This is a genomic window from Burkholderia sp. BCC1993 (assembly GCF_905339865.1).
Classification (GTDB): Bacteria; Pseudomonadota; Gammaproteobacteria; order Burkholderiales; family Burkholderiaceae; genus Burkholderia.
The window spans coordinates 186869-209234 of record NZ_CAJPGZ010000005.1; the positions used below are offsets into that span (position 1 = coordinate 186869).

Below are 22366 nucleotides of genomic sequence, written 5' to 3' on the forward strand. Positions count from 1 at the left end.
GGAGGGCGTCGCGATGAGCCTGTTGATGTCGCGACGTGATCTCGCGTTCCTGCTGTACGACTGGCTCGATGCCGATGCGCTCGTCGCGCTGCCGCGCTATGCGGAGCACAGCCGCGAGACGTTCGATGCGGTGCTCGACACCAGCGAGCGGATCGCGGCCGAGCTGTTCGCGCCGCATGCGGCACGCGGCGATCGCGAGGAGCCGCGGTTCGACGGCGAGCGCGTGACGCTGATCCCCGAAGTCGAGCCGGCCGTGCGGGCCTTTGCCGAGGCCGGCCTGATCGCCGCCGGCCAGGACGAAGCGTTCGGCGGGATGCGGCTGCCGAAACTGGTCGAAGCCGCGTCGTTCCTGTTCTTCCAGGCCGCGAACATCGCGACCGCCGCGTACCCGTTCCTCACCGTCGCGAACGCGAACCTGCTGCTCGCGCACGGCAGCCCCGCGCAGATCGATGCGTTCGCGCGTCCCGAACTGGAAGGGCGCTTCTTCGGCACGATGTGCCTGTCCGAGCCGCAGGCCGGTTCGTCACTGTCGGACATCGTCACGCGTGCCGACTTCGAATGCGCGTCGCCGCTCGGCCCGCGCTACCGGATCACCGGCAACAAGATGTGGATTTCGGGCGGCGAACACGAACTGGCGGAGAACATCGTTCACCTCGTGCTCGCGAAGATTCCCGATGAACAGGGGCGGCTGCTGCCCGGCACGCGCGGCATCGCGCTGTTCATCGTCCCCAAATATCTGCCGGCCGACGACGGCGCCGCGCGCGGCGAGCGCAACGACGTGGTGCTTGCCGGCCTGAACCACAAGATGGGCTATCGCGGCACGGCCAACTGCCTGCTGAACTTCGGCGAAGGCACGCGTCATCGCCCGCAGGGGCGCGCCGGTGCGATCGGCTATCTGGTCGGCGAGCCGAATCACGGCCTCGCATATATGTTCCACATGATGAACGAGGCGCGCATCGGCGTCGGCGCGGGCGCGGTGGCGCTCGGCTACACCGGTTACCTGCACGCGCTCGACTATGCGCGCAACCGGCCGCAGGGACGCCCGCTCGGACCGGCCGGCAAGGACGCGGCCGCGCCGCAGGCGCCGATCGTCGCGCACCCGGACGTGCGGCGCATGCTGCTCGCGCAGAAGGCGTACGTCGAAGGCGGGCTCGCGCTGATCCTGTACTGCGCGCGGCTCGTCGACGAAGCGCGCGCGCACGGCGACGCGGCGGTGCGCGCCGAGGCCGCGCAACTGCTCGACATCCTGACGCCGATCGCGAAAAGCTGGCCGTCGCAGTGGTGTCTCGCGGCCAACGATCTCGCGATCCAGGTGCATGGCGGCTACGGCTATACGCGCGACTATCCGGTCGAGCGGCTCTATCGCGACAACCGCCTGAATCCGATTCACGAAGGCACGCATGGCATCCAGGCACTTGACCTGCTGGGCCGCAAGGTGGGCCAGGACGGCGGCGCGCTGCTGCGCACGCTCGACGCGCGCATCGGCGCGACGCTCGAACGCGCGCGGGCCGCGGACGCCGACGCGCGCTCGCATGCCGATGCGCTCGCGCAGCGCTGGGTGTGGCTCGTCGACGTCACGCGCGCGCTGACCGCGCTCGGCGATCCGCAGGTGCGGCTCGCGAATGCGAGCGTCTATCTGGAGGCGTTCGGCCATCTGGTCGTCGCGTGGCTGTGGCTCGACGTGACGCTCGCCGCGCACGGGCGCGATGACGATTTCCACGCTGGCAAGCGGGCCGCCGCGCGTTACTTCTTTCGCTGGGAGCTGCCGAAGGTGGATGCGCAGCTCGACCTGCTGGCGAGTGTCGATACGACGACGCTCGAGATGCGCGACGCGTGGTTCTGAGCGCCGCGCTGCACGGATGACGGTGGCGCGGCGCGGGCTGGTGCGCGTGCGCTGCGCGCCGATCGCGCGGGCGCGTCCCGCTGCCGTATCGATGCGCGACGACCTCGCGCAAGGAGAGAGGAGAGCATGAAAGCCCTGTTGTGTACCGCATTCGGCCCGATCGACCGCTTGCGCATCGAGGACGTCGCGATTCCCGAACCGGCCGCCGGCCAGGTGCGGATTCGCGTGAAGGCGGCGTCGCTCAACTTCCCCGATGCGCTGATCGTCCAGGGGCTCTATCAGGTGAAGCCGGCGCTGCCGTTCTCGCCCGGCGCGGAATTCGCCGGCGTGATCGACGCGGTCGGCGACGGCGTGAGCGCCTGGCGGCCCGGCGACGAGGTGGTCGCATTCACCGGCCATGGCGGCTTCGCCGCGCAGTGTGTGGCCGACGTGCAGCAGATCGCGGCGCTGCCGCCGGGGATGACGTTCGAGCAGGGCGCGGCGCTCGTGCTGGCCTACGGCACGTCGCTGCATGCGCTGCAGCAGCGCGCGCGCCTGCAGCAGGGCGAGACGCTGCTGGTGCTGGGCGCGGCCGGCGGCGTCGGGCTGGCCGCGATCGAGATCGCGAAGGCGCTGGGTGCACGCGTGATCGCGGCCGCGTCGAGCACGGACAAGCTCGCGCTGTGCCGCGCAGCCGGCGCCGACGACACGATCGACTATGCGACCGAGGACCTGCGGCGCCGTGTCGACGAACTGACCGGCGGACGCGGCGCGGACGTCGTCTACGATCCGGTCGGCGGCGCATACAGCGAGGCGGCGCTGCGCGCGACCGCGTGGCGCGGCCGGTTCCTCGTGGTCGGCTTCGCGGCCGGCGAGATTCCGAAGATCGCGCTGAACCTCGCGCTGCTCAAGGAGCGCGACATCCTGGGCGTGTTCTGGGGCGACGCGGTGCGGCGCGACCCCGCGCAGCATGCGGCGAACATGCGCCAGCTCGCGCAATGGTTCGCGGCCGGCAAGGTGCGGCCCGCGATCACCGAGCGTGTGCCGCTCTCGGGTGCGGCCGACGCAATCGCGCGCATGGTGAGCCGGCAGGTGAAGGGCAAGGTCGTGATCCTGCCGGACGCGTGATCACGCCGACGCGGCATCATGCGGCGGCGGCCCGAGCGGGCGCCGCCTTGGAGCGAGTTTCTTTCGTGTGACGTTACCGGAGTCGTTGAGCATGCAACCCCTGTCGAATCTGCAACCCGCCGTCGCGACATCGCTCGCGACGTGGCACGCGATGCTCGCGCGCAAGGATTTCAGCGAACTCGACACGATCGTCCATCCGGACGCCGTGTTCCGCTCGCCGATGGCGTTCAAGCCGTACGGACCGGCGCCCGCGCTGCTGCTGGCGCTGCGCACGGTGCTCACGATCCTCGAGAACTTCGAATACCACCGCGCGTTCGCCGACGACGACGGCACGAGCGTCGTGCTGGAATTCAGTGCGACGCTCGGCGACAAGCGGCTGAAGGGGATCGACATGATCCGCTTCGACGTCGACGGGCGGATCGTCGAATTCGAGGTGATGATTCGGCCGTTCAATGCGCTGCAGGCGCTCGGCGCGGCAATGGGCGCGCGGCTCGGGCAGCAGCTTCCGGCGTTCAAGATCGGCGAGTGAGCGGGGGCCGCCGGCCGGTGCGGCAAATGTCGCCGGCGCAACGCGACGGTCGCGCTCGCGTGCGGCGCCGGCCGGGCGCGCGTCAGTGAGTCTTGATCCTGACGCTGTAGCCGGCATCCTCGAACGCGACGACGAATTCCTCGGGGAACAGCCACGACTCGACCTTCACGTGCGAGGTCGCGCAATCGATCTCGACCTTGGCGTCGGGATCGACGCGCCAGATTTCATGTTCGACCGCGCGGGCGGTATCGTCGTCGAGCGAGTGGTCCAGTACGAATTCCATGATCAATTTCCTGTTTTGACGGCCGCATTCACACGAGCGAGAACGGCCGGTTGGCGAACGAAGCCGATGACGTCGCCGGGATCGGACAACACGGGTCGACGATACGCGCGATCGCGTCGAACGATAAGCCGGCATGCGCGTGACGCACTGTCGCCCGTTGATCAACGAATCCGGTGAAGCGCGTGCGAACGGGCTTCCGGAGTGCGAAAGATGCGTTGCAGCCAACATCGACTTGGCTCACGGCGATGCGCGGCTCGCCTCGCGTCAGCGAATTCCCGATGAAGCAAGTACCGTTCCGCGCGATCGACGTTGCACGACACGGTACGGCACCGCATCACTCGACGCACGACGCACGACGCACGACGCACGACGCACGACGCACGACGCACCGCGCACCGCGCACCGCGCACCGCGCACCACGCACCACGCAACGCGCACCACGCTCCGCGCATCACGCATCGAGCGACGCCACCGCATCGGCCGCGATCATCGCGAGGTGATTCGCGGGCCGCGGCCGGCCGGTCGGACGAAACACGGCCTCGCCCTGCACGATGGCGCGGCCCGAATACGCGCACCGTCCGTCGCGCCGTGCGACCGCGCGGCGCCATTTCTGTTCGCCGTAGTGCAGGCGGCCGCTTTCGACCCAGCGGACCAACAGCGATTCGTGCGACCACTCCAGCAGCGTGACGTGAATCTGGCTGCGACCGGGTGACGATGCGCGCGGCGCGATGCCGACGGAAGAGACGGTCAGCATGATCGATTGCTTTCGGCGCAGCCGCCGCGGCGCCGATCCGCATCGCGCGGTGACGGACGGCACTGCGTCGGCTGCCCGGCGCGGCGCCGGAGTTCGTGAGTTACGCTGAATGCCATTGCCAGTCTCCTGCCGGCCGGCGAGGCCGGCGCGGGGTCGATCGAGGCCGCGCGCGCTCGACGCGGCCGGTTCGGGATGCGTCGACGGAGCGGGTGCGCAGGTGACATACCGCTCGCATCGCCGACGAACGCCCAGTGTAAAAGCGCATGCCGGGCCACCGGAAGGCGCGCGAACAAGAACACGGTGTTGCCCGATATCGAACACGGGCATGCGTGTATGCGGCCGCACCACGGCATCAAGGGCGCGTATCCGGCGCCGCGCCGCGCGCCGTCGCGTGCGGCGTCGGGCGCAGCGTGACCGTGCAGGTCGTGCCCGCCGCGAGGAAGCCGTCGCGCGGCATACCGTCCAGCCGGATCCGGACCGGCACCCGCTGCGCGAGCCGCACCCACGTGAAGATCGGGTTGACGTCGGCGAGCAGCGTCGCGCCGGCCGGATTGTCGCGATCGCTGATGCCGCGCGAGACGCTTTCGACGTGTCCGGTCAGCGACGGCCCGCCGGACAGCAGCCGGATCTCGGCCGGATCGCCGACGTGCACCTGCGGCAGCTTGGTTTCCTCGAAATAGCCGTAGACCCAGTACGAATGCGCGTCGATCAGCGCGAGGCGCGCGACGCCCGCGCTCGCATAGTCGCCGGGATACAGGTTCAGGTTCGTGATGTAACCGTCGACCGGCGCGCGGACCTCGCTGCGCGCGAGATTCAGGCGCGCGACGTCGCGCGCGGCGAGCGCGGCCTGATAGCTCGCCTGCGCCTGCCGCGCGGCCGAGCCGGCATCCTCGCGCACCTCGGCCGAGATCACCGCGCTGTCGAGCTGCGCGCGGCGCGACGCCTGCTGGCGGCGCATGTCGAGCTCGGCCTTGCGCAGGTCGACCTGCGCGTCGGCCTGCGCGAGCGCGTAGCGGAAGCGGTCGGCGTCGATGCGGAACAGCACGTCGCCGCGGCGCACCGGCTGGTTGTCGGCGACGCGCACGTCGGTCACGATGCCGGACACGTCGGGCGCGATATTGACGACCTTGGCACGCACGCGGCCGTCGCGCGTCCACGGCGCATACATGTAGCGGTTCCACAGCGCGTGGGCGAGCAGGACGGCGACGGCGAACAGCAGCAGGGTGGCCACGACGCGGAAAATGGTTTGGGCACGCATGTTGACTCGATACGAAACAGGATGATCCGTCAGCCGGCCAGCAGCAGGCCGGCGCCGCAGAACAGGCACACGAACACGGACACGCGGAACAGCGCCGGATGCCACACGTGCCGGTACAGCCCCGCGCGGGCGAGCACGCGATCGACGATCCAGAAGGCGACGCCGCAGCCGACGAACGCGGGCAGCACGCCCGGCACGAGCAGCGACGCGATCGGAAATTCAGCGAACATCGGGCGCTCCCGGTGGTGGCCGGGCGGCTGCGTCGCCCGTCGTTTCGACGCCGCCGCCGAGCGCCGTCATCAGTTGCGCCCACGTGTCGAGACGCGCGGCGCGCACGTTGGCGAGTGCCTGTTGCGCCTGCAGCAGTTCGGTCTGGGTCGACAGCACGTTCAGGTAGTCCGTGAGGCCCGCGCGATAACCCTGCGCCGCATAGTCGAACGCGCGTTGCGCGGAGCCGTTCGCGGCCTCGATGTCGACCTGCTGCCGCGCGAGCGACTGCAGCGACACGACCTGGTCGGCGACGTCGCGAAACGCCGCGAGGACGGCCTCGTTGTAGGTCTCGACCGCGAGATCGTAGTCGGCGACCGCGACGCCGTAGCGGCCCTGGCGAACGCCGCCGTCGAAGATCGGCAGCGAAATGGCCGCGCCGAACCCGTGCGTCATCGCATCGTTGTTGATGAACGTGAAGAAGCCGCCGAACGCGGCCGACGCGAGCCCGGCGCTCGCGATCAGGTCGATGTTCGGATAGAAGTCGGCGTGCGCGGCGTGCATCCCTTTTGCCATCGCTTCGACGCGCCAGCGCGCGGCGCGGATGTCCGGCCGGTGGCCGACGAGTTCGGCCGGCAGGTTCGCCGGCAGCGCCACCGGCACGTCGAGCCGCAGCGCGGGCCGCGTGAGCGCCGCACCGGCGCCCGGCCCGCGCCCGGTAAGCACCGCCAGTTCGTTGCGCAGCACCGCGAGCTGCCGGTCGAGTTCCTCGATCTGCGCGCGGGTCGTCGCGACCGGCGTGCTCGCCTGCGTGATCTCGAAGCGGCTCGCGAGCCCGGCCCGGTAGCGGCGCGCGATGATGTCGACGACATCCTGCTGGCGCTTGCGGGTCGCCAATGCGACGTCGCGCTGGTCGAAGGTCTTCGCGAATGTGACGTAGGTGCGCACGACCGCGGTTTCGAGCGTCAGGCGCGCGACGCGCGCGTCGGCTTCGGCCGCGAGCGTGCTGTCGAGCGCGCCTTCGCGTTCCGCGCGATGCTTGCCCCACAGGTCGAGCGGGTAGCCGAGGTTCGCGCCGGCCGAATTGTTCCAGACGGTATTGCCGCCCGGCGGGCTCGGGCTCGCGAAGCGTGCGAAGCGCGTGCGGCCGAAATCGCCGCTCGCGGACACGCTCGGGTAGCGCGACGCACCGGCGACGCGCGCGAGCTCGGCGTAGCGGTCGATGCGCGCCTGCGCGACGCGCAGTGCCGGGCTGCCGGCCACGGCATCGGCGACCAGCGCGTCGAGTTGCGGATCGCGCCACGCGCGCCACCAGTCGTCGCGCGGCCACGCTGCCTGCGATGCGGCGGCGGGCATGTTCTGCGCGAGCGTGCCGGCATCGACGAGCGTCGCACGCGGCGCGCGGCCGCCGGTGTTCGCGCACGCGCCGAGCCACAGCACGGCGAGCGTCGCGATGACGCGCGCGGCGAGGGAACGGGGCGAGCTTGCCGCGCTGCGGCGCTCGGGATTACGCACGGGCATCATCGGGCGCGGCGGAAGGGGTGGGCGGGGTGGACGGGCGTTGCAGCGGAACGAGATTGCATTGCAGCGACACGAGGATGAAGTGGACGCAGTCGGCGACGCGTGGCGTCGTGCCGGTCGTAAGCGGCGGCGCAGCGTTCAGCGTGGCGAGCGCATCGGCGGCCGCGCGCTCGGCGTCGTGCAGCGTCGCGGGCGACGGCTTTTCGAACAGGCGCGCGACCGCCGTGCACAGCGCGCGTTCGTGCGCATGCCACGCACTGGCGGCCGGTTCGGCGGCGCCGGCAGTGCGCAGATCGACGATGCTGCGACCGATCTCCAGCGACGCGAAGCTCCACGCGAACAGTTCCTGCTGGCCGAGGCGGCCGGTTGCCGGGCGCGCGGCGATCTGCAGCGTGAAATCGCGCACGCCGGCGTCGAAGCGCGGCATCAGGCCGTCGAGTTCGCCGAAGCACGCATCGACCGACACCAGTCGTCGCAGCGCATCGAGATAGCGGCCGGTCGCCCAGTCGCCCGCATACGGCGCGACGACGGAATAGGCGAGCGATGCGGCCACGATGCCGAGGATCGACGAGAAGCCGGCGTCGAGCGTCACTGTCGGCGCATAGACGCCGGGGTTGGTGATGTTGGTCAGGAAGCAGAAATAGATGTTGAAGCCGAGACCGAACGCGGCCGTCTTCGGAAACGTGTTGAGGTACGCGCCGACCGCGACGAACAACGCGACCGCCGCGGCGAGCGGCGCGAAGCCGTCCATGCCGGGCAGCAGCACGAAATTGAACGCGACGCTCGTGAGCCACGCGACCGTGCAGCCGAGCGCGACCTGGCGCGTCGCCGCGGCCGGTGCCGGCATGATCGAGTACAGCGCGCTGGCGATCGTGGCGGACACCACGGCGCCGGCCGCGCCGGTCCAGCCCGACGCGATCCAGAACAGCGACACGGCCGACACCGCGACGATCGCGCGCAGTCCTGCCGCGGCTGACACCATGCGGTTCGCGCTGGTGACGATCCGCGCCGGTGCGCGGGCCGGACCGGATGCGGCCGCGGCCGGTGCCGGCTGCCGGCGGATCGCGACGAAGTCCGCCAGATATGCGCGCAGGCTGTCGAGCGCGTGCCGCAGCAGCGACAAGCCGGTCAGCGCATCGCGCGCATCGGGCACGGGTGTCGGCGCAGCGTTTTCCGGTAGCCGCGCAATGGCCTGGTCGAGCGCGTCGACGAGTTGCTCGACGGCGTGCAGGTCGAACGCGCGCGCGGGGTCGTCCGGCGGCAGCATGCGCGCGACGTCGTCGCAGGCGGCCGACAGCACGTCGGCCGCACGATGGCCGGCGGCGCGGTCGAGCCGGGCGCGATACTGATGCAGCGCGTGAAAGCGCGCGCCGGCATCGAGAAACTGCCCGGCCATGCGCGTCATGATGTCGTTGCGCGCGCGCAGGTCGGGATCCTCGAACACCGCCGCGCTGCGCAGGTTCTCGAGTTGCGCGCGCGCGGCGAGGAGCCGCAGGTAGCGGCGGCTCCGCTCGTCGGCCGGCAGGGTCTGCGTGAGCGCGGCGCGCACGAAGCCGATGAAGTCCGCATAGTGGTCTTCGCCGGTCTTCATCAGCATCGCGCGGACATGACGCGGCAGGATCAGCGCACTGACGACGCCGGCCGACAGGATGCCGATCGACACCTCGCCGAGCCCGGTGACGACGTTCGCGATGATGTCGTAGGGCCGCTCGATCGACGGGATCGCGGCGATGCACGTCGCATAGCCGGCGAGCACGAAACCGTACGACTGATAGTTGCGGAAGTACGCGGCGCCCCACGTGCAGCAACCGATCCACAGTACGAGCGCGGCGAGGAACAGCACGCGCGCCTGCGGGAACGCGCCGATCAGCACGATCGCGGCCAGGTTGCCGATCAGCATGCCGACGCCGCGATAGAAGCCGCGCGCCATCACCATCCCGCTGTGCTGATGCATCATCAGGATCACGACCGTCACCATCGCCGTGCGCGGCGCTGCCAGCTCCAGCCGCATCGACACGCCCATCGCCAGCACGACTGCGACGACGGTCTTCGCGACGTGGATCAGGCGCGCGCCGTCGGTCCGGCCGTATTCGCGGCTCATGCCGAGCAGCACGCGCGCGAACGCCGCTGCGTTGACAGGCCTGGCTAGCGCGGGCTTGGTCGGCGGCATGGCGTGACGGCAGGACGGATCCGGCGGGACGGGGGCGACAGGGTGGCGCGCATCGCGTCAGACGGAATCCGTCGACAGCATTTCGACATGCAACTCGTTGTCCGTGCTGGCGGACGACGGCGGATCGAGCAGCGCGATGCGCACGTGTTCGATGAACAGCTTCAGCTTGTTGCTCGCGTACGGATTGCGCGGATAGACCGCGTAGATCACTTCGTCCTGCGGTGATTCATCGGCGAGCACGCGCACCAGTCGGCCGTCGCGCAGGCAGTCGTCCGCGATGTAGCGCGGCAGCATCGCGATGCCGATGCCTTGCACCGCGGCGTCGCACAGCGTTTCGCTGTTGTTGGACAGGAACACGCTGCCCGGGCTGATCGCGCGCGGCTTGCCGAGGCTGCCGGGCGTCGTGAACGTCCAGGTGGCCGACGGCGCCGTATGGCTGTAGTTCAGGCAGCGGTGCTCGAGCAGCGCGTCGATCGAGTCCGGTTCGCCGTGAGCGGCGAGGTAGTCGGGACTGCAGACGACGACGCGCTCGCATGCGGCGACGCGGCGTGCGATCAGCGCGCTGTCGGGCAGTCGCGCGGAGCGGATCGCGACGTCGAAGCGCTCGACTTCGAGGTTCATCGTGCGATCGTCGGTTTCGAGCGTGACGCGCAGCTGCGGATGCGCGGCGGCGAAGGCCGCGACCGCCGGCCCGAGCCGGCGGCGAGTGAGACTCACCGGCGACGTGATGCGCAGCTCGCCGCACAGTCCGTGCGAGCGTTCCGCGATTTCCTCGGCGACGTCGACGAGCCGGCGCATCGATTCCGACGCGGCGCGATAGAAGATCATGCCGTCTTCGGTCGGCGTCACGTTGCGGGTCGAGCGCATCAGCAGCTGCACGCCGAGCGTGCGCTCGAGGTCGCTGATGCGCTTGCTGACGACGGACTTCGACAGGCCGAGCCGGCGTGCGGATTCGGTGATGCTTTGCCGCTCGACGGCGAACAGGAAGGCCTGGATATCGTCTATGTTCAGGGATTTCATGATGCTGTCCGAGGGGCGTCGGGCATGAGTGAAGGGCGGCCGTTTGCTGCGCTGCCACGCATGCCGAGGCGATCGACGGGCGACGCGACGGTCGGCGGCGGCGCGAATCGTGTGACGAAAGCGCGGCGCGCGGCGGCATGCGCCGAAACGGCTGCAACACGCGGGAAATGCGATGCGCAGCCGGCACGTCGCGGCCGCTCGAACGGCTTCGCGCGACTGCGCTGCAACGCGGCGCGAACGGGCGGTTCGGGGGCGCGGCGGGTTACGCGAGCTTGATGCGAGCCCGACGCCGTTGGCAATCCGTATGAGTTCAAGCGTAGTGGAACGTGTCGCGTGTCGATAGCCGGGCCGGATGGTCCTCAGTGTTCCGTGCATGGAACAATCGATCACGCTGCCGCCAGGGGCGGCGCGATCTGCGAATCGCTGCCGGCGCTTGCCGGCGCGGCGGCGGGCGTCAGGCGATCTGGTTGAGGCGATAGACCTCCACCGTGTCGACGGCATCCCAGTCGCGGGCCTGGAACGCCGCGATGTGCGGGCTTTCGTTGTGATGGCTGGCCTGGGCCTGCGCGTTCTCCCACAGCTCGACGAACACGAAGCGGCGCGCGTCGGCTTCGTCGACCAGCAGTTCGTAGCGCAGGTTGCCGTGCTCCTGCCGGGACGGCTCGACGAGCTCGGCGAGCCGGGTGCGCAGGCGTGCCTCGTGGCCGGCCTTCGCGTACAGCACTGCGACGATGTGCAGTTGCGTCATCTTCGTTCTCCGATCAGGTGCGCGAGCAGGGTGGCGGGCGGACCCGCTTCACCCGTGGGTGACCAGGCGGCCGGGACCGGCGGCGATCAGGATCATGAAGCCGCCGATGATGCTGATGTGTTCGAGAAAGCCGGTCAGCATCAGCGTGCGCTGGTTGCCTTGCTGGTTCCAGAAGTCGTAGAACACGATCGCGGTCGCGAGCGTGAACACCGCGAGCAGCACCGATGCGAGCAGGGTCTGGAAGCCGACCATGATCGCGATCCCGCAGACGAGCTGGACGACGATCGTGCTCGCGAGCGCGAGATGCGGGAGCGGCAGGTTCTTCGCGCGCACTTCCTCGAGGCCGTGCCGGAAGAACAGGAATTTGTTGATGCCGCTCAGCACGAACATCAGCGCGATGAAAAAGCGGCCCGCGAACAGGAGATAGTCGGCCATGGCGCGTGCGTATCCGGTATCGGTCGGAGGGAAGGCGTCGACGCCGGGCGTCGACGCGGTGTGGCGTTGCAGTTGCGCCCGCCGGCATCCGGACGGGCGCAACCGCGCGTGACGGCGTTCGCCGTCGCGGCTCAGCTCTTGTCGTACGAGAACTGGATGCCCGCGGTGCCGCCGGTTTCGATGAACAGGTTGATGAACGCGGGGACGGTTGCGCTGCGCGCCCAGTCGCGCTGCAGTTCGCAGAACAGCTGCGCGACGCTGATCATCTGGCCGCCGGCCTGCTCGATGCGGCGCAGCGCGGCTTCGTGCGCGGCGACCGACGTGCCGCCGACCGCATCGACGACCACATAGACTTCGTAGCCGGCCTTCAGCGCGTCGAGCGCGGGGAAGGTCAGGCACGCTTCGGTCCACAGCGCGGTCATGATCAGTTTCTTGCGGCCGGTGGCCTCGACGGCCTTGCGGAACTCGACGTCTTCCCACGAGTTGATGCTGGTGCGGTCGTAGGTCGGATAGCCTTCGAGCGCGGCACGCAACTGCGGGATCGGCGGCTTGTTCAGGCCGGTCTTCACGTTGACGGTCGAGTGGACGATGGGCAGGTCGTATGCGACCGCGGCCTTCGATGCGCCGACGATGTTGTTGATCAGCAACTGGCGATCCATCGATGCAATCGAGTTCACCTGGACCGGCTGGTAGTCGATGACGATGAACGCCGCGTTCTGCGGGGTGAGCAGGTGGTCGTTCGCGGGATCGCGAATCGGTTCGCTTGCCATGGTTCTCTCCAGATCAGGGTGGTGGGAGGCTGGGGATCACGATCGCGCCGCCCCGTCGTGCGGGCGCGATGCGATTCTGTTGCGGTGCGGTGCCGCGACGATCGAAGCGCGACGGTGAGGCGCGACTTCGACGCGGCGCGCGCCCGGCGATTCGCCGGATTCGGGTGCCGGCGAGTGTCGTCAGCTTATGCGATTCACGCGGCGGTGCGTAGCGCGCACGGACAGAACATAGTGTTCTCGTTCATCGAACGGCATGCGTGCGCGACCGGGCGCGGCGTGCCGCTATCATGAGCGGCATGATCAGGAGAACTGACAGGTATGACGGCGACGGTTGCCGCGCATGCGGCGATCGAGCGGCGTGGCGCCGGCCCGATCCGGCGGTGCGGATCGGGGAGTCGAAGCGGGCGGGAGCGGGTAACGAACGAAACGCGCGGCCTAGCGCCGCGCGCGTGCCTTGCCGGCGCTACGCATGGCCGGCGCCGCGCCGCCGGCGGGTGCGGTGTCTTCCAGCACGAGCCGTGCGGTGGCGGCGAAGTGCGCGCGCAGCAGCTCGCACGCGCGATCGGCGTCGCGCGCGATCACGGCCTTCATGATGTCCTCGTGCTCGCGACCGACATCGCGCGCGTCCGCATGCTGGCTGCGCAGCGACTGATGCCGGTAGCGCGCGGTCTGCGTGCGCAGCGTCGCCGCGAAATGCTTGAGCCATTTCGAACGACAGCCGGCCAGCAGCGTCGCGTGGAAGTGGTCGTGCGCGCGTTCCCAGTCGGGGTTCATCCGCGGCGGCTCGTCGATGACGGTCGGCAGGCTGTTCACCAGATGGAACGCGGCGAGCACCGACGCTTCCCATTCGAGGTTGCCGCTCTCGATCGCGTCGCGCAGCGCCTCGGATTCGATGCACTGCCGCACCGACGTGATGTCCTCGAGATCCGCGCGGGATACCGGGGTCACGCGAAAGCCGCGCTGGTCCTCCGCCTCGACGAAGCCGCTCATCGCGAGTCGCGACACGGCCTCGCGCAGCGGGATCACGCCGGCCTGGTAGCGGTCGGCCAGCTCCCGGATCTTCAGCTTGGAGCCGGGGGCGAGCGCACCCGACACGATGTCCCGAAGAATGGTGTCGGCCAGCACCGACGCCATGGTTCGCGAGCCGCCGGTTACTGCGTCGTCAAACGTCATGTCCACGAATATTTCCCTCCAGATGGCCAAATTATATGCAGAACCGGGGAACGTATGCGAAGGCTAGGGTAAACATGCAAAGACGAAAATATATATATTTTCTAAATTTGTATCTAAATCGCGGCCGGCCCGGCGGCGACCCCTTGATCTGGAGATGTCATGCGTTACGTGAATTTTTCGCCCGATGGCCGCAAACGGATGCTCGGCGTGCTGCGCGATTCGACCATCGTGTCGCTCGGCGATGCGACGCTCGAGCAGTTGCTCGCGAGCGGTATCGACCTGGCCAGCTTCGCCGACCGGCAGGCATCGGCCGGCCCGACCTTCCACGTCGACGAGGTGACGTGGCTGCCGCCGCTCACGCGCCCCGGCAAGATCATCTGCGTCGGGTTGAACTATGCCGACCACACGAAGGAAAGCCCGTACGAACAGCCTTCCTATCCGACCCTGTTCCCGCGCTTCACGACGAGCCTGATCGGGCACGGTGCGCCGATGATCCGGCCGCGCGTGTCCGATTCGCTCGACTTCGAGGGCGAGTTGGCGGTCGTGCTGAAGAGCGGCGGCCGTCACGTGCCGAAAGCGCGCGCGCTCGATTGCGTGGCCGGCTACTCGGTGTTCAACGATGGGTCGGTGCGCGAGTACCAGTTCAAGGCGCCGCAATGGACCGTCGGCAAGAACTTCGACGGCACCGGCGCGTTCGGCCCCGCGCTCGTCACCGCCGACGAACTGCCGGCGGGCGGCGCCGGGCTGCGGCTGGAAACGCGGCTGAACGGCAAGGTCGTGCAGTCGGCGAACACGAGCGACATGCTGTTCGACGTCGCGACGCTGATCGCGATCGTCAGCGAGGCGATCACGCTGGAAGCGGGCGACGTGATCGTCAGCGGCACGCCGGCCGGCATCGGCTGGGCGCGCGACCCGAAGCTGATCATGCGCGACGGCGACGTGTGCGAGGTCGAGATCGAAGGGCTCGGCATCCTGCGCAATCCGGTGCGCGACGAAGACGCGGCGCAATGAACGCCGGCCGTTGAACGGACCCAATCAAGAGACTGAGGAAGACATGAGACAGATTCGAGTTCCGGTGTTGGTGGTCGGCGCAGGGCCGGCCGGGCTGACGACCGCGGCATTGCTCGCGAAATACGGCGTCGAGGTGCTGGCGATCACGCGTTATCCGGGCACCGCCCATTCGCCGCGCGCGCACATCACGAACCAGCGCACCGTCGAGGTGTTCCGCGATCTCGGCATCGAGGCAAGCGTGCGCGCGCTCGCGACGCCGAACGAGCTGATGACCAACAACGTGTGGGCGACCAGCTTCGCGGATCGCGAGATTGCGCGGTTGCAGACCTGGGGCACGGGCACGAAGCGCAAGGCCGACTACGAGGCAGCCAGCCCGTCGCAGATGTGCAATGCGCCGCAGCATCTGCTCGAGCCGGTGATCCTCGGCGCGGCGCGCGAGTCCGGCGCGCATATCCTGTTCAACACCGAACTCGTGTCGATTCGTCAGACGGACGACGCGGTGATCGCGCAGCTCGTCGACGTCGTGACGCGCGAGGAGATCGAGGTGATCGCCGATTACGCGGTCGGCGCGGACGGCGCGCAAAGCATCGTGGTCAAGCAGCTCGGCTTCGAACTCGACGGCGAAATGGGGCTCGGCTGCGCGGTGAACTGCTGGCTCGAGGTCGACCTGGAGAAATACACCGCGCGCCGCCCGGGCGTGCTGTACTGGATGAGCCAGCCGGGCAGCGACTACTGGGTCGGCAGCGGCACCTACATCTGCGTGCGGCCGTGGAACGAATGGGTGCTGCTGTTCATGTACAACCCGAAGGACGGCGAGCCCGACCTGAGCCACGACGCGGTGATCGCGCGGGCGCGCGCGACGATCGGCGACCCCGAGATCCCGATCCGCGTGAAGGCGGTGTCGAAGTGGACGATCAACCGGATGGTCGCGCGCACGATGGTGAAGGGCCGCGTCGCGATCGCCGGCGACGCCGCGCACCGCCATCCGCCGGCGAACGGGCTCGGCTCGAACACGTCGGTGCAGGACGCGTTCAACCTCGCGTGGAAGCTCGCGATGATCGTGAAGGGGCAGGCATCGCCCGCGCTCTTGCAGACCTATTCGGACGAGCGCCAGCCGGTTGCCGAGACGGTCGTGAATCGTGCGATCAAATCGGTCGGCGAGATGCTGCCGATCGCGAAGGCGCTCGGCTTCACGGAAGGGCAGAGCGTGGAGGAAGGCTGGGCGTCGCTCGACGGGCTGTTCGCCGAGGACGCCGCCGGCCGGAAGCGCCGCAAGGCGCTCGCCGATGCGGTCGAACTGCAGAACTACCAGTTCAACTGCCATGGCGTCGAACTCGGACAGCATTACACGTCGTCCGCTATCGTACGCGACGGCGCGACGTTCCCGATTCCGTCGCGTGACCCGGAGCTTTACTATCATCCGACGACGACGCCTGGCGCATCGATTCCGCACGCGTGGATCCAGCACGACGGCGAACAGGTGTCGACGCTCGACCTCGTCGGCCGCGGCGCGTTCACGGTGCTCACGGGCGCCGGCGGCCAGGCGTGGCTCGATGCGGCGCAGCGGGTCGGCGACGAATTCGGCATCGAGATCCGTGCGGTGTCGATCGCGCCCGGCACGCGGACGTTCGACGTGTACGGCGATTGGGCGCGGCAGCGCGAGATCGAGGATCACGGCTGCGTGCTGGTGCGGCCCGACCGCTTCGTCGCATGGCGTTCGGAAGCGCTGGCCGACGATCCGGCCGGCGCGCTGCGCCGTGTGCTGTCGCGGATTCTCGGCGGCACGGGGCAGGCACGCGCGCGGGCCGACGCGGTCGCGCTCGCGCTCGCCGAAGCGTAATGGAGGCCGGCATGACGACTGCAACGACGACGACGGCTGCGGCGATAGCGACACGCAAGCGTGCCGCATTCGGCATCCACAGCATCGACCATTTCGCGCTCGACGTGCCGGGCCTCGCGAACGCCCGTCGCTTCGTGACGGCGTTCGGCTTCGACGTCGAGGACGCCGGGCGAGAACTGCGACTGCGCACGGCGCCCGGCGCTCACGTGTGGGCGACCTTGCGCGATGGGCCGCGCAAGCGGCTCGCGTATCTGTCGCTGAACTGCTTCGCCGACGACTTCGCGCCGCTGCGCGCGCAGATTCTCGCCGCGGGCGGTCGCGCGGCGGCGGCGCCGGAAGGGCAGGCGCCGGACGACGGCTTCTGGTTCGAGGATCCGGACGCCAACCTGCTGCAGTTGAAGGCGGGGGCGAAGACGACACCCGCATGCAAGCCGGCGCCGCCGCGCGCGACCGGCATCCGGCCGCAGCGCGGCGCGCTGTTTCGCGGTGACGCCCCGATCGTGCGTCCGGCGCGGCTGTCGCACGTGCTGATGTTCACGCCGGACATCGGCCGGGCGATCGCGTTCTACGAGCAGGCGCTCGGCCTCGGCCTGTCGGACGGCGCAGCCGGCATCGTCGCGTTCCTCCACGCGCGCCACGGCAGCGACCATCACCTGATCGCGTTCGCGCAGGGCACCGCGAAGGGCTGGCATCACAGCGCGTGGGATGTGCCGGTCGTTGACGACGTCGGGCTCGGCAAGATGCAGATGCAGCGGGCCGGTTACGTGGAAGGCTGGGGCGTCGGGCGCCACGTGCTGGGCTCGAACTACTTCCAGTACGTGCGCGATCCGTGGGGCTCGTTCTGGGAGTATTCGGCCGACATCGACTATGTCGGCGCGGGCGTCGAGTGGCCGGTCGGCGATCACCCGCCGGAGGACTCGCTGTACCTGTGGGGGCCGGACGTGCCGGGCTATTTCTTCGAGAACACCGAAGCCGGCTGAATCGTCGCACCGCATGCCGCCGGCTTGCGCCGGCGCGCGCGCGTCGGGCCGTCCGGCCCGGCGCTTCAGGCATTTCATTCTCGCCATATCAATCAGTATAACGAATCATATTTGGAGATCACGATGGTCGGCAAGAAGACCTGTGCAATCGGCGTGCTGGCGCTCGGGCATGCGTGCGCGGCATCCGCGCAGAGCAGCGTCACGCTGTTCGGCCTGCTCGATGCAGGCGTGAGTTACGTGAGCAACGAAGGCGGTCACGGCGTCGCGAAATTCGACGACGGCATTTTCACACCGAGCCTGGTCGGGCTGCGCGGCAGCGAGGATCTCGGGGGCGGCATGCACGCGATCTTCCAGCTCGTCAGCCAGATCGCGATCGGCTCGGGCGCGACGATCGGCGACGGGCTGTTCGCGCGCACCGCATTCGTCGGCTTGCAGCACGACCGCTACGGCACTGTTACGCTCGGCAACCAGTACGAGTTCATGGCCGACACGCTGTTCTTCGGCGGCGTCGATGCGGCGCGCGACGTGGGCGGCCTGTACAACCTGCGCAACGGCCCGTTCCAGAAGCTCGCGCTACCGGGCAATCCGACCGGCGCGTTCGACTGGGACCGGATGGCCGGCAGCCAGCGCGTCGCGAACGCGGTCAAGTACGTGAGCCCCGTGATCGGCGGGCTGAAATTCGGCGCGCTGTACGGCTTCGGCGGCGTGCCCGGCAGCATCGGCGCGAACAACACCGTGAGCGTCGGCGCCGACTATTCGATCGGCACGTTCGGCGCGGCCGCCGCCTATACGAACGAGAAATACGGCGCGCAGGCCGGCTCGCCCGCGACCAGCGTGCGCAACTGGGGCGCCGGGCTGCGCTACGGCTTCGGCGCGGCCAACCTGAGCGCGCTGTTCACGACCGTGCGCAATGGGGCGTCGGGCGGCGCCGCGTGGATGAGCGAGCTGGGCGGCACGTGGAAGCTGACCGGCGCGACGACGCTCGGTGTCGACTACATGTACATGAAGGGCAACGCGACGCTCGACGACAACCACGCGCACCAGCTGACCGCCACGATCCAGTACCGCTTGTCGAAGCGGACGATGGTCTACGCGAGCGGTGCGTGGCAGCGGGCGAGTAGTGGCGCCCATGCGCAGATCAACGGCGTGCTCGATCCGGACGGTGCATCGTCCGGCGCGAACCAGGCGATCGCACGCATCGGCATGCATACCGTGTTCTGACCGCGCGGCACGCGCACCCCATTGGAGAAACCAGATGAACAACGCACGCGTGTCCGGTCGGGACACCTCGTACGAATGGAAGATCGTCGCGCTGCTCGCGCTCGGATTCGGGCTCGTCGGCGTCGACCGCTTCATGATCATGCCGCTCTTTCCCGTGATGATGCGGGACCTGAAACTCGACTACCAGGATCTCGGCCACATCACGGCGGCGCTGTCGGTCGCGTGGGGTGTGTCCGCGCTGCTGACCGGCAACCTGTCCGACCGCTTCGGTCACCGCAAGGTCATCATTCCGGCGATGCTCGCGTTCTCGCTGCTGGCCTGCGCGAGCGGGCTCGCGTGGGGCGTCGGCAGCCTGATGGCGATCCGCGCGGTGATGGGCTTCGCGGAAGGGGCGTACACACCGTCGAGCATCACCGCGACGCTCGACGCGTCGGATCCGGCGCGCCACGGCCGCAACGTCGGCATTCAGCAGGCGGCGCTGCCGCTGCTCGGCCTGGGCATCGCGCCGGTCGTCGTCACGCAGCTGATGCGCGTCGTGCCGTGGCACTGGATCTTCGCGATGGTCGCGGTGCCGGGGCTCGTCGTCTGCGCGCTGACGTGGAAGGTGCTGCGCGATACCAGCGCCGAGCGCGCGGCCGCGCATACCGGCACGGCCGATGCCGGCCGTCATCGCTGGCGCGACGTGCTGCGCTACCGCAACGTGCCGCTGTGCTTCGTCGGGATGCTGTGCTGGCTGACCTGCCTGATCGTGCTGAGCGCGCTGCTGCCGAACTACCTGACCGACTACCTGCATCTGGGCCTGCAGCAGATGGGTTTCGTGCTGTCCGCGACGGGCATCGGCGGCACGCTCGGCGGGATCGCGATGCCGGCGCTGTCCGACCGGATCGGCCGCCGGCCCGTGATGGTGCTGTCGGTCATCGGCGCGTTCGTGTCGCTGTGGGTGTTCTCGCGCACCGGCGCCGAGCCGGCCGCGCTGTTCGCGGGGCTGCTGGCGACGATCTTCTTCGTCTTCGCGATGATCACGCTGACGGTCGGGCCGATCAGCGCGGAAGCCGTTCCGGCGCAACTGATGACCACGGCGTCCGGGCTCGTGATCGGCGTCGGCGAAATCTTCGGCGGCGGCATCGCGCCGTCGGTCGCGGGCTACGTCGCGAAGCACTTCGGCATCCAGTACATCATGCAGCTCGGCATGGGCGCGTTGGTGCTCGGCCTGTTTGTCGCGCTGGCGCTGAAGGAAACCGCGCCGGCGCGGGTCACGAGGACGGTTTCGCTTGCGGAGTCGTGATGGCGTGACGGCGTGACGGACCGGCCGGCCGTCGCTGCGCTTGTGCGTGTCGTTACGGCGTCGCCGTGCTGGCGCGCACGTGCACCGTGCGGGGTGGCATGTCGCCGAGGAAATCCGGCAATGCCCGCGCCGGCAACGAAATCACGAAGCGTGCGCCGCCGAGCGGCGAATCCTCGAGCCGCACGTCGCCGCCGTGCACGAGCGCGACACGGCGCACGATCGCGAGCCCGAGGCCGAACCCACCGGTCTGCCGGTCGCGGCTCGAGTCGAGCCGCTGGAACGGTTCGAACACGCGCGCGCGTTCGGCGACCGGAATGCCGGGACCGTCGTCGTCCACGCTCAACACCAGCGCGCCGGACGCGTCGTGCGTCGCGGACAGCAGGACGGTGCGCGACGCATAACGTGCGGCGTTGCGGATCAGGTTCAGCAGCGCCCGTGCGACGAGTTTTGGATCGCACACGTGGGTGGCGGGCGCGCCGGTCGTCGACACGCCGAGCGTGAGGCCGCGGTCGGCGACGTCGTTCGCGACGTTGCCGGCCACGCTGTCGATCAGCGCATCGACGGCGACGTCCATCGGCGCGAGTTCGCTTGCGCCTTGTTCGAGCCGCCCGATCGTCAGCAGCTCGGTCACCAGCTCATCGAGTTCGCGCACGTCGCGCCGCAGTTCGTCGCGGCGTTCGCGCATGCGGCCGCTTTCGTCGGATTCGGCGAGCAGCGCGAGCCCGAATTCGAGGCGCGCGAGCGGCGTCTTCAGCTCGTGCGAGATGCCGTGCATCATCTCGCGCTGCTGCTTGATCGACGCCTCGATCCGCTCGGCCATGTCGTTGAACTGCTGCGACAGCGCGTAGATGTTCGAGCGCCCGGACAGCTTCACGCGTGTCGACAGGTTGCCCGCGCCGAACGCGTGCGCGGCGGCCTGTAGCTTGCGCAGGTCGCGCCAGTGATACGAGATCCACAGCGCGACGGCGAACAGTGCCGCGAGTGCGGTCATCCCGTATGCGTAGATCTGGATGTCGAGGTCGGCCGGTGCGATCGGGCGGGCGTGCAGGACCGAGCCGTCCGCGAGCGGCATGTAGTAGTTCCGGCGGTCGAAACTGATCGCGATCCGGCCGGCGTCCAGATCGCGCAGCGGCGCGCCGCGCAGTTGCGCACGGGCGTCGGCCATCGTCACGAAACCGAATCGCTCGTTGCCGTGCTGCGCGAGTTCACGCAGCGCGAGGCTGCGCTTGCCGCCCGGATGGCGTTCGAGATAGTCGTTCAGCACGAACGCGTAAGTGGTCAGCGCGTTGCGCTGAGCCTGCGCCACGCGCTCGTAGAAAATCCTGTCGAACGACCATTGAATGAATACGATCGCTGCGGCACAGCACAGGATCACGATGAGGTACAGCTTGATCAACGGGCGCAGCATTTAGTCGTCCCAGGCAGAAGGGCTGAACAGGTAGCCGCGGCCCCAGATCGTCTTGATCCGTTGCGGCTCCGACGAAGCGTCCTCGAAGCGCCGGCGCAGCTTCGAGATGCCGGAGTCGACCGAGCGGTCGAGCCCGTCGAATTCGATGCCGCGCAACTGCTTCAGGATGTCGTCGCGGCTCAGCACGGTGCCTGCCGCTCGCGCGAGGATCAGCAACAGGTTGAACTCGGTGGTCTTCAGGTCGACGAGTTCCCCGCGCCACGTGACCGTGCGGTTCGGCGGCGAGATCGTCAGCTCGCCGAACACGAGGGCGGGCGGCTGCGTGTCGGCCGCCGGTTCGGACGCGGCAGGCTGCGCGCGGCGCAGCAGCGCACGGGCGCGCGCGACGAGCACGCGCGGCTCGATCGGCTTGGTCACGTAATCGTCGGCACCGGTCTCGAGGCCCGCGACCTGGTCGTACACGTCGGCGCGCGCGGTGAGGATCAGCACGGGCACGTTGGTGAACGCGCGAATGCGCCGGCAGACTTCCATCCCGTCGAGATTCGGCAGCATCAGGTCGAGTATCACGAGCGCGGGCTGATGCTCGCGCACCGCGGCGACTGCGAGATCGCCGCGCCGTACGACCGTCACCGCGAATTCATAGCTGTCGAGATATTCGCGCACGAGCTGCGCGAGGCGGTCGTCGTCCTCGATCAGCAGCACACGGTATTTGAGCGGATTGTCGTTCATGGTCTCCTCGGATGCGCGCGTTCAGCGTCTCCATGCCGATGAATGCGCGGCCCGCGAATTCTATCCGGCGTGGC

At 69.1% G+C, this 22366-nt stretch carries 21 protein-coding genes; 8 read left to right on the forward strand and 13 right to left on the reverse strand.

What is annotated here, in order from left to right; genetic code table 11:
• Nucleotides 1-13 precede the first annotated feature (13 nt).
• The 3 genes from U4Y91_RS09925 to U4Y91_RS09935 all read left to right on the forward strand — a co-directional run bounded on the left by U4Y91_RS09925 (nt 14) and on the right by U4Y91_RS09935 (nt 3479).
• Nucleotides 14-1843 (forward strand): acyl-CoA dehydrogenase, encoded by a 1830-nt coding sequence (locus U4Y91_RS09925; RefSeq protein ID WP_321804916.1) that lies wholly within the window; start codon nt 14-16, stop codon nt 1841-1843.
• Between the two features lie 126 nt (nt 1844-1969).
• On the forward strand, nt 1970-2950 hold the full coding sequence (locus U4Y91_RS09930; RefSeq protein WP_321804917.1) for an NADPH:quinone oxidoreductase family protein: 981 nt from the start codon (nt 1970-1972) through the stop codon (nt 2948-2950).
• 91 nt (nt 2951-3041) lie between these two features.
• Nucleotides 3042-3479, forward strand: coding sequence for a nuclear transport factor 2 family protein (locus U4Y91_RS09935; RefSeq protein WP_415750454.1), 438 nt, complete (start codon nt 3042-3044; stop codon nt 3477-3479).
• Nucleotides 3480-3561: 82 nt separating this feature from the next.
• Here the strand turns inward: U4Y91_RS09935 and U4Y91_RS09940 are convergent, their stop codons facing one another.
• The 11 genes from U4Y91_RS09940 to U4Y91_RS09990 form a co-directional block, all read right to left on the reverse strand.
• On the reverse strand, nt 3562-3762 hold the full coding sequence (locus U4Y91_RS09940; protein ID WP_257775134.1) for a hypothetical protein: 201 nt from the start codon (nt 3760-3762) through the stop codon (nt 3562-3564).
• Nucleotides 3763-4213: 451 nt separating this feature from the next.
• Nucleotides 4214-4843 carry a DUF3331 domain-containing protein gene (locus U4Y91_RS09945; RefSeq protein ID WP_321804919.1) on the reverse strand — a complete coding sequence of 210 codons (630 nt, stop codon included), beginning with the start codon at nt 4841-4843 and terminating at the stop codon, nt 4214-4216.
• 25 nt (nt 4844-4868) lie between these two features.
• Nucleotides 4869-5774: an HlyD family secretion protein gene (locus U4Y91_RS09950; RefSeq protein WP_321804920.1), complete on the reverse strand. Its 906-nt coding sequence runs from the start codon at nt 5772-5774 to the stop codon at nt 4869-4871.
• Nucleotides 5775-5803: 29 nt separating this feature from the next.
• Nucleotides 5804-6004 (reverse strand): DUF1656 domain-containing protein, encoded by a 201-nt coding sequence (locus U4Y91_RS09955; RefSeq protein WP_321804921.1) that lies wholly within the window; start codon nt 6002-6004, stop codon nt 5804-5806.
• Entirely contained in the window at nt 5994-7505 is a 1512-nt protein-coding gene (locus U4Y91_RS09960) for an efflux transporter outer membrane subunit (protein ID WP_415750455.1), read from the reverse strand. Before U4Y91_RS09960 ends, U4Y91_RS09955 begins: the two co-directional genes overlap by 11 nt.
• Nucleotides 7489-9672 carry an FUSC family protein gene (locus U4Y91_RS09965; protein ID WP_321804922.1) on the reverse strand — a complete coding sequence of 728 codons (2184 nt, stop codon included), beginning with the start codon at nt 9670-9672 and terminating at the stop codon, nt 7489-7491. The genes U4Y91_RS09960 and U4Y91_RS09965 overlap by 17 nt, the downstream gene beginning before the upstream one ends.
• A gap of 57 nt (nt 9673-9729) precedes the next feature.
• Nucleotides 9730-10683: a LysR family transcriptional regulator gene (locus U4Y91_RS09970; protein ID WP_321805083.1), complete on the reverse strand. Its 954-nt coding sequence runs from the start codon at nt 10681-10683 to the stop codon at nt 9730-9732.
• A 463-nt stretch (nt 10684-11146) separates the two neighbouring features.
• Nucleotides 11147-11440 carry a putative quinol monooxygenase gene (locus U4Y91_RS09975; protein WP_321804923.1) on the reverse strand — a complete coding sequence of 98 codons (294 nt, stop codon included), beginning with the start codon at nt 11438-11440 and terminating at the stop codon, nt 11147-11149.
• A gap of 48 nt (nt 11441-11488) precedes the next feature.
• Nucleotides 11489-11875 carry a DoxX family protein gene (locus U4Y91_RS09980; RefSeq protein ID WP_321804924.1) on the reverse strand — a complete coding sequence of 129 codons (387 nt, stop codon included), beginning with the start codon at nt 11873-11875 and terminating at the stop codon, nt 11489-11491.
• Nucleotides 11876-12006: 131 nt separating this feature from the next.
• Nucleotides 12007-12645 carry a hydrolase gene (locus U4Y91_RS09985; protein ID WP_044848412.1) on the reverse strand — a complete coding sequence of 213 codons (639 nt, stop codon included), beginning with the start codon at nt 12643-12645 and terminating at the stop codon, nt 12007-12009.
• 435 nt (nt 12646-13080) lie between these two features.
• On the reverse strand, nt 13081-13818 hold the full coding sequence (locus tag U4Y91_RS09990; RefSeq protein ID WP_321805084.1) for a GntR family transcriptional regulator: 738 nt from the start codon (nt 13816-13818) through the stop codon (nt 13081-13083).
• A gap of 159 nt (nt 13819-13977) precedes the next feature.
• Here U4Y91_RS09990 and U4Y91_RS09995 point away from each other — a divergent pair, with 159 nt between their 5' ends.
• The 5 genes from U4Y91_RS09995 to U4Y91_RS10015 all read left to right on the forward strand — a co-directional run bounded on the left by U4Y91_RS09995 (nt 13978) and on the right by U4Y91_RS10015 (nt 20155).
• Entirely contained in the window at nt 13978-14829 is an 852-nt protein-coding gene (locus U4Y91_RS09995; RefSeq protein ID WP_321804925.1) for a fumarylacetoacetate hydrolase family protein, read from the forward strand.
• Nucleotides 14830-14872: 43 nt separating this feature from the next.
• On the forward strand, nt 14873-16669 hold the full coding sequence (locus U4Y91_RS10000; RefSeq protein WP_321804926.1) for an FAD-dependent monooxygenase: 1797 nt from the start codon (nt 14873-14875) through the stop codon (nt 16667-16669).
• Nucleotides 16670-16680: 11 nt separating this feature from the next.
• Nucleotides 16681-17649, forward strand: a complete 969-nt coding sequence (locus tag U4Y91_RS10005) for a VOC family protein (protein WP_321804927.1) — start codon at nt 16681-16683, stop codon at nt 17647-17649.
• 123 nt (nt 17650-17772) lie between these two features.
• Nucleotides 17773-18870, forward strand: a complete 1098-nt coding sequence (locus tag U4Y91_RS10010) for a porin (protein WP_321805085.1) — start codon at nt 17773-17775, stop codon at nt 18868-18870.
• A gap of 34 nt (nt 18871-18904) precedes the next feature.
• Nucleotides 18905-20155 carry an MFS transporter gene (locus tag U4Y91_RS10015; protein WP_321804928.1) on the forward strand — a complete coding sequence of 417 codons (1251 nt, stop codon included), beginning with the start codon at nt 18905-18907 and terminating at the stop codon, nt 20153-20155.
• Nucleotides 20156-20207: 52 nt separating this feature from the next.
• Here U4Y91_RS10015 and U4Y91_RS10020 read toward each other — a convergent pair whose 3' ends face one another.
• Both U4Y91_RS10020 and U4Y91_RS10025 read right to left on the reverse strand, forming a co-directional pair.
• Entirely contained in the window at nt 20208-21563 is a 1356-nt protein-coding gene (locus U4Y91_RS10020) for an ATP-binding protein (protein ID WP_321804929.1), read from the reverse strand.
• Nucleotides 21564-22292, reverse strand: a complete 729-nt coding sequence (locus U4Y91_RS10025; protein ID WP_321804930.1) for a response regulator — start codon at nt 22290-22292, stop codon at nt 21564-21566.
• Nucleotides 22293-22366 lie beyond the last annotated feature (74 nt).

Excerpts from the sequence above, each read along its gene's own strand:
- U4Y91_RS09925 (WP_321804916.1), top strand. The coding sequence starts at position 14 with ATGAGCCTGTTGATGTCGCGACGTGATCTCGCGTTCCTGCTGTACGAC.
- U4Y91_RS09930 (WP_321804917.1), top strand. The coding sequence starts at position 1,970 with ATGAAAGCCCTGTTGTGTACCGCATTCGGCCCGATCGACCGCTTGCGC.
- U4Y91_RS09935 (WP_415750454.1), top strand. The coding sequence starts at position 3,042 with ATGCAACCCCTGTCGAATCTGCAACCCGCCGTCGCGACATCGCTCGCG.
- U4Y91_RS09940 (WP_257775134.1), bottom strand. The coding sequence starts at position 3,762 with ATGGAATTCGTACTGGACCACTCGCTCGACGACGATACCGCCCGCGCG.
- U4Y91_RS09945 (WP_321804919.1), bottom strand. The coding sequence starts at position 4,843 with ATGCCCGTGTTCGATATCGGGCAACACCGTGTTCTTGTTCGCGCGCCT.
- U4Y91_RS09950 (WP_321804920.1), bottom strand. The coding sequence starts at position 5,774 with ATGCGTGCCCAAACCATTTTCCGCGTCGTGGCCACCCTGCTGCTGTTC.
- U4Y91_RS09955 (WP_321804921.1), bottom strand. The coding sequence starts at position 6,004 with ATGTTCGCTGAATTTCCGATCGCGTCGCTGCTCGTGCCGGGCGTGCTG.
- U4Y91_RS09960 (WP_415750455.1), bottom strand. The coding sequence starts at position 7,505 with ATGATGCCCGTGCGTAATCCCGAGCGCCGCAGCGCGGCAAGCTCGCCC.
- U4Y91_RS09965 (WP_321804922.1), bottom strand. The coding sequence starts at position 9,672 with ATGCCGCCGACCAAGCCCGCGCTAGCCAGGCCTGTCAACGCAGCGGCG.
- U4Y91_RS09975 (WP_321804923.1), bottom strand. The coding sequence starts at position 11,440 with ATGACGCAACTGCACATCGTCGCAGTGCTGTACGCGAAGGCCGGCCAC.
- U4Y91_RS09980 (WP_321804924.1), bottom strand. The coding sequence starts at position 11,875 with ATGGCCGACTATCTCCTGTTCGCGGGCCGCTTTTTCATCGCGCTGATG.
- U4Y91_RS09985 (WP_044848412.1), bottom strand. The coding sequence starts at position 12,645 with ATGGCAAGCGAACCGATTCGCGATCCCGCGAACGACCACCTGCTCACC.
- U4Y91_RS09990 (WP_321805084.1), bottom strand. The coding sequence starts at position 13,818 with ATGACGTTTGACGACGCAGTAACCGGCGGCTCGCGAACCATGGCGTCG.
- U4Y91_RS09995 (WP_321804925.1), top strand. The coding sequence starts at position 13,978 with ATGCGTTACGTGAATTTTTCGCCCGATGGCCGCAAACGGATGCTCGGC.
- U4Y91_RS10000 (WP_321804926.1), top strand. The coding sequence starts at position 14,873 with ATGAGACAGATTCGAGTTCCGGTGTTGGTGGTCGGCGCAGGGCCGGCC.
- U4Y91_RS10005 (WP_321804927.1), top strand. The coding sequence starts at position 16,681 with ATGACGACTGCAACGACGACGACGGCTGCGGCGATAGCGACACGCAAG.
- U4Y91_RS10010 (WP_321805085.1), top strand. The coding sequence starts at position 17,773 with ATGGTCGGCAAGAAGACCTGTGCAATCGGCGTGCTGGCGCTCGGGCAT.
- U4Y91_RS10015 (WP_321804928.1), top strand. The coding sequence starts at position 18,905 with ATGAACAACGCACGCGTGTCCGGTCGGGACACCTCGTACGAATGGAAG.
- U4Y91_RS10020 (WP_321804929.1), bottom strand. The coding sequence starts at position 21,563 with ATGCTGCGCCCGTTGATCAAGCTGTACCTCATCGTGATCCTGTGCTGT.
- U4Y91_RS10025 (WP_321804930.1), bottom strand. The coding sequence starts at position 22,292 with ATGAACGACAATCCGCTCAAATACCGTGTGCTGCTGATCGAGGACGAC.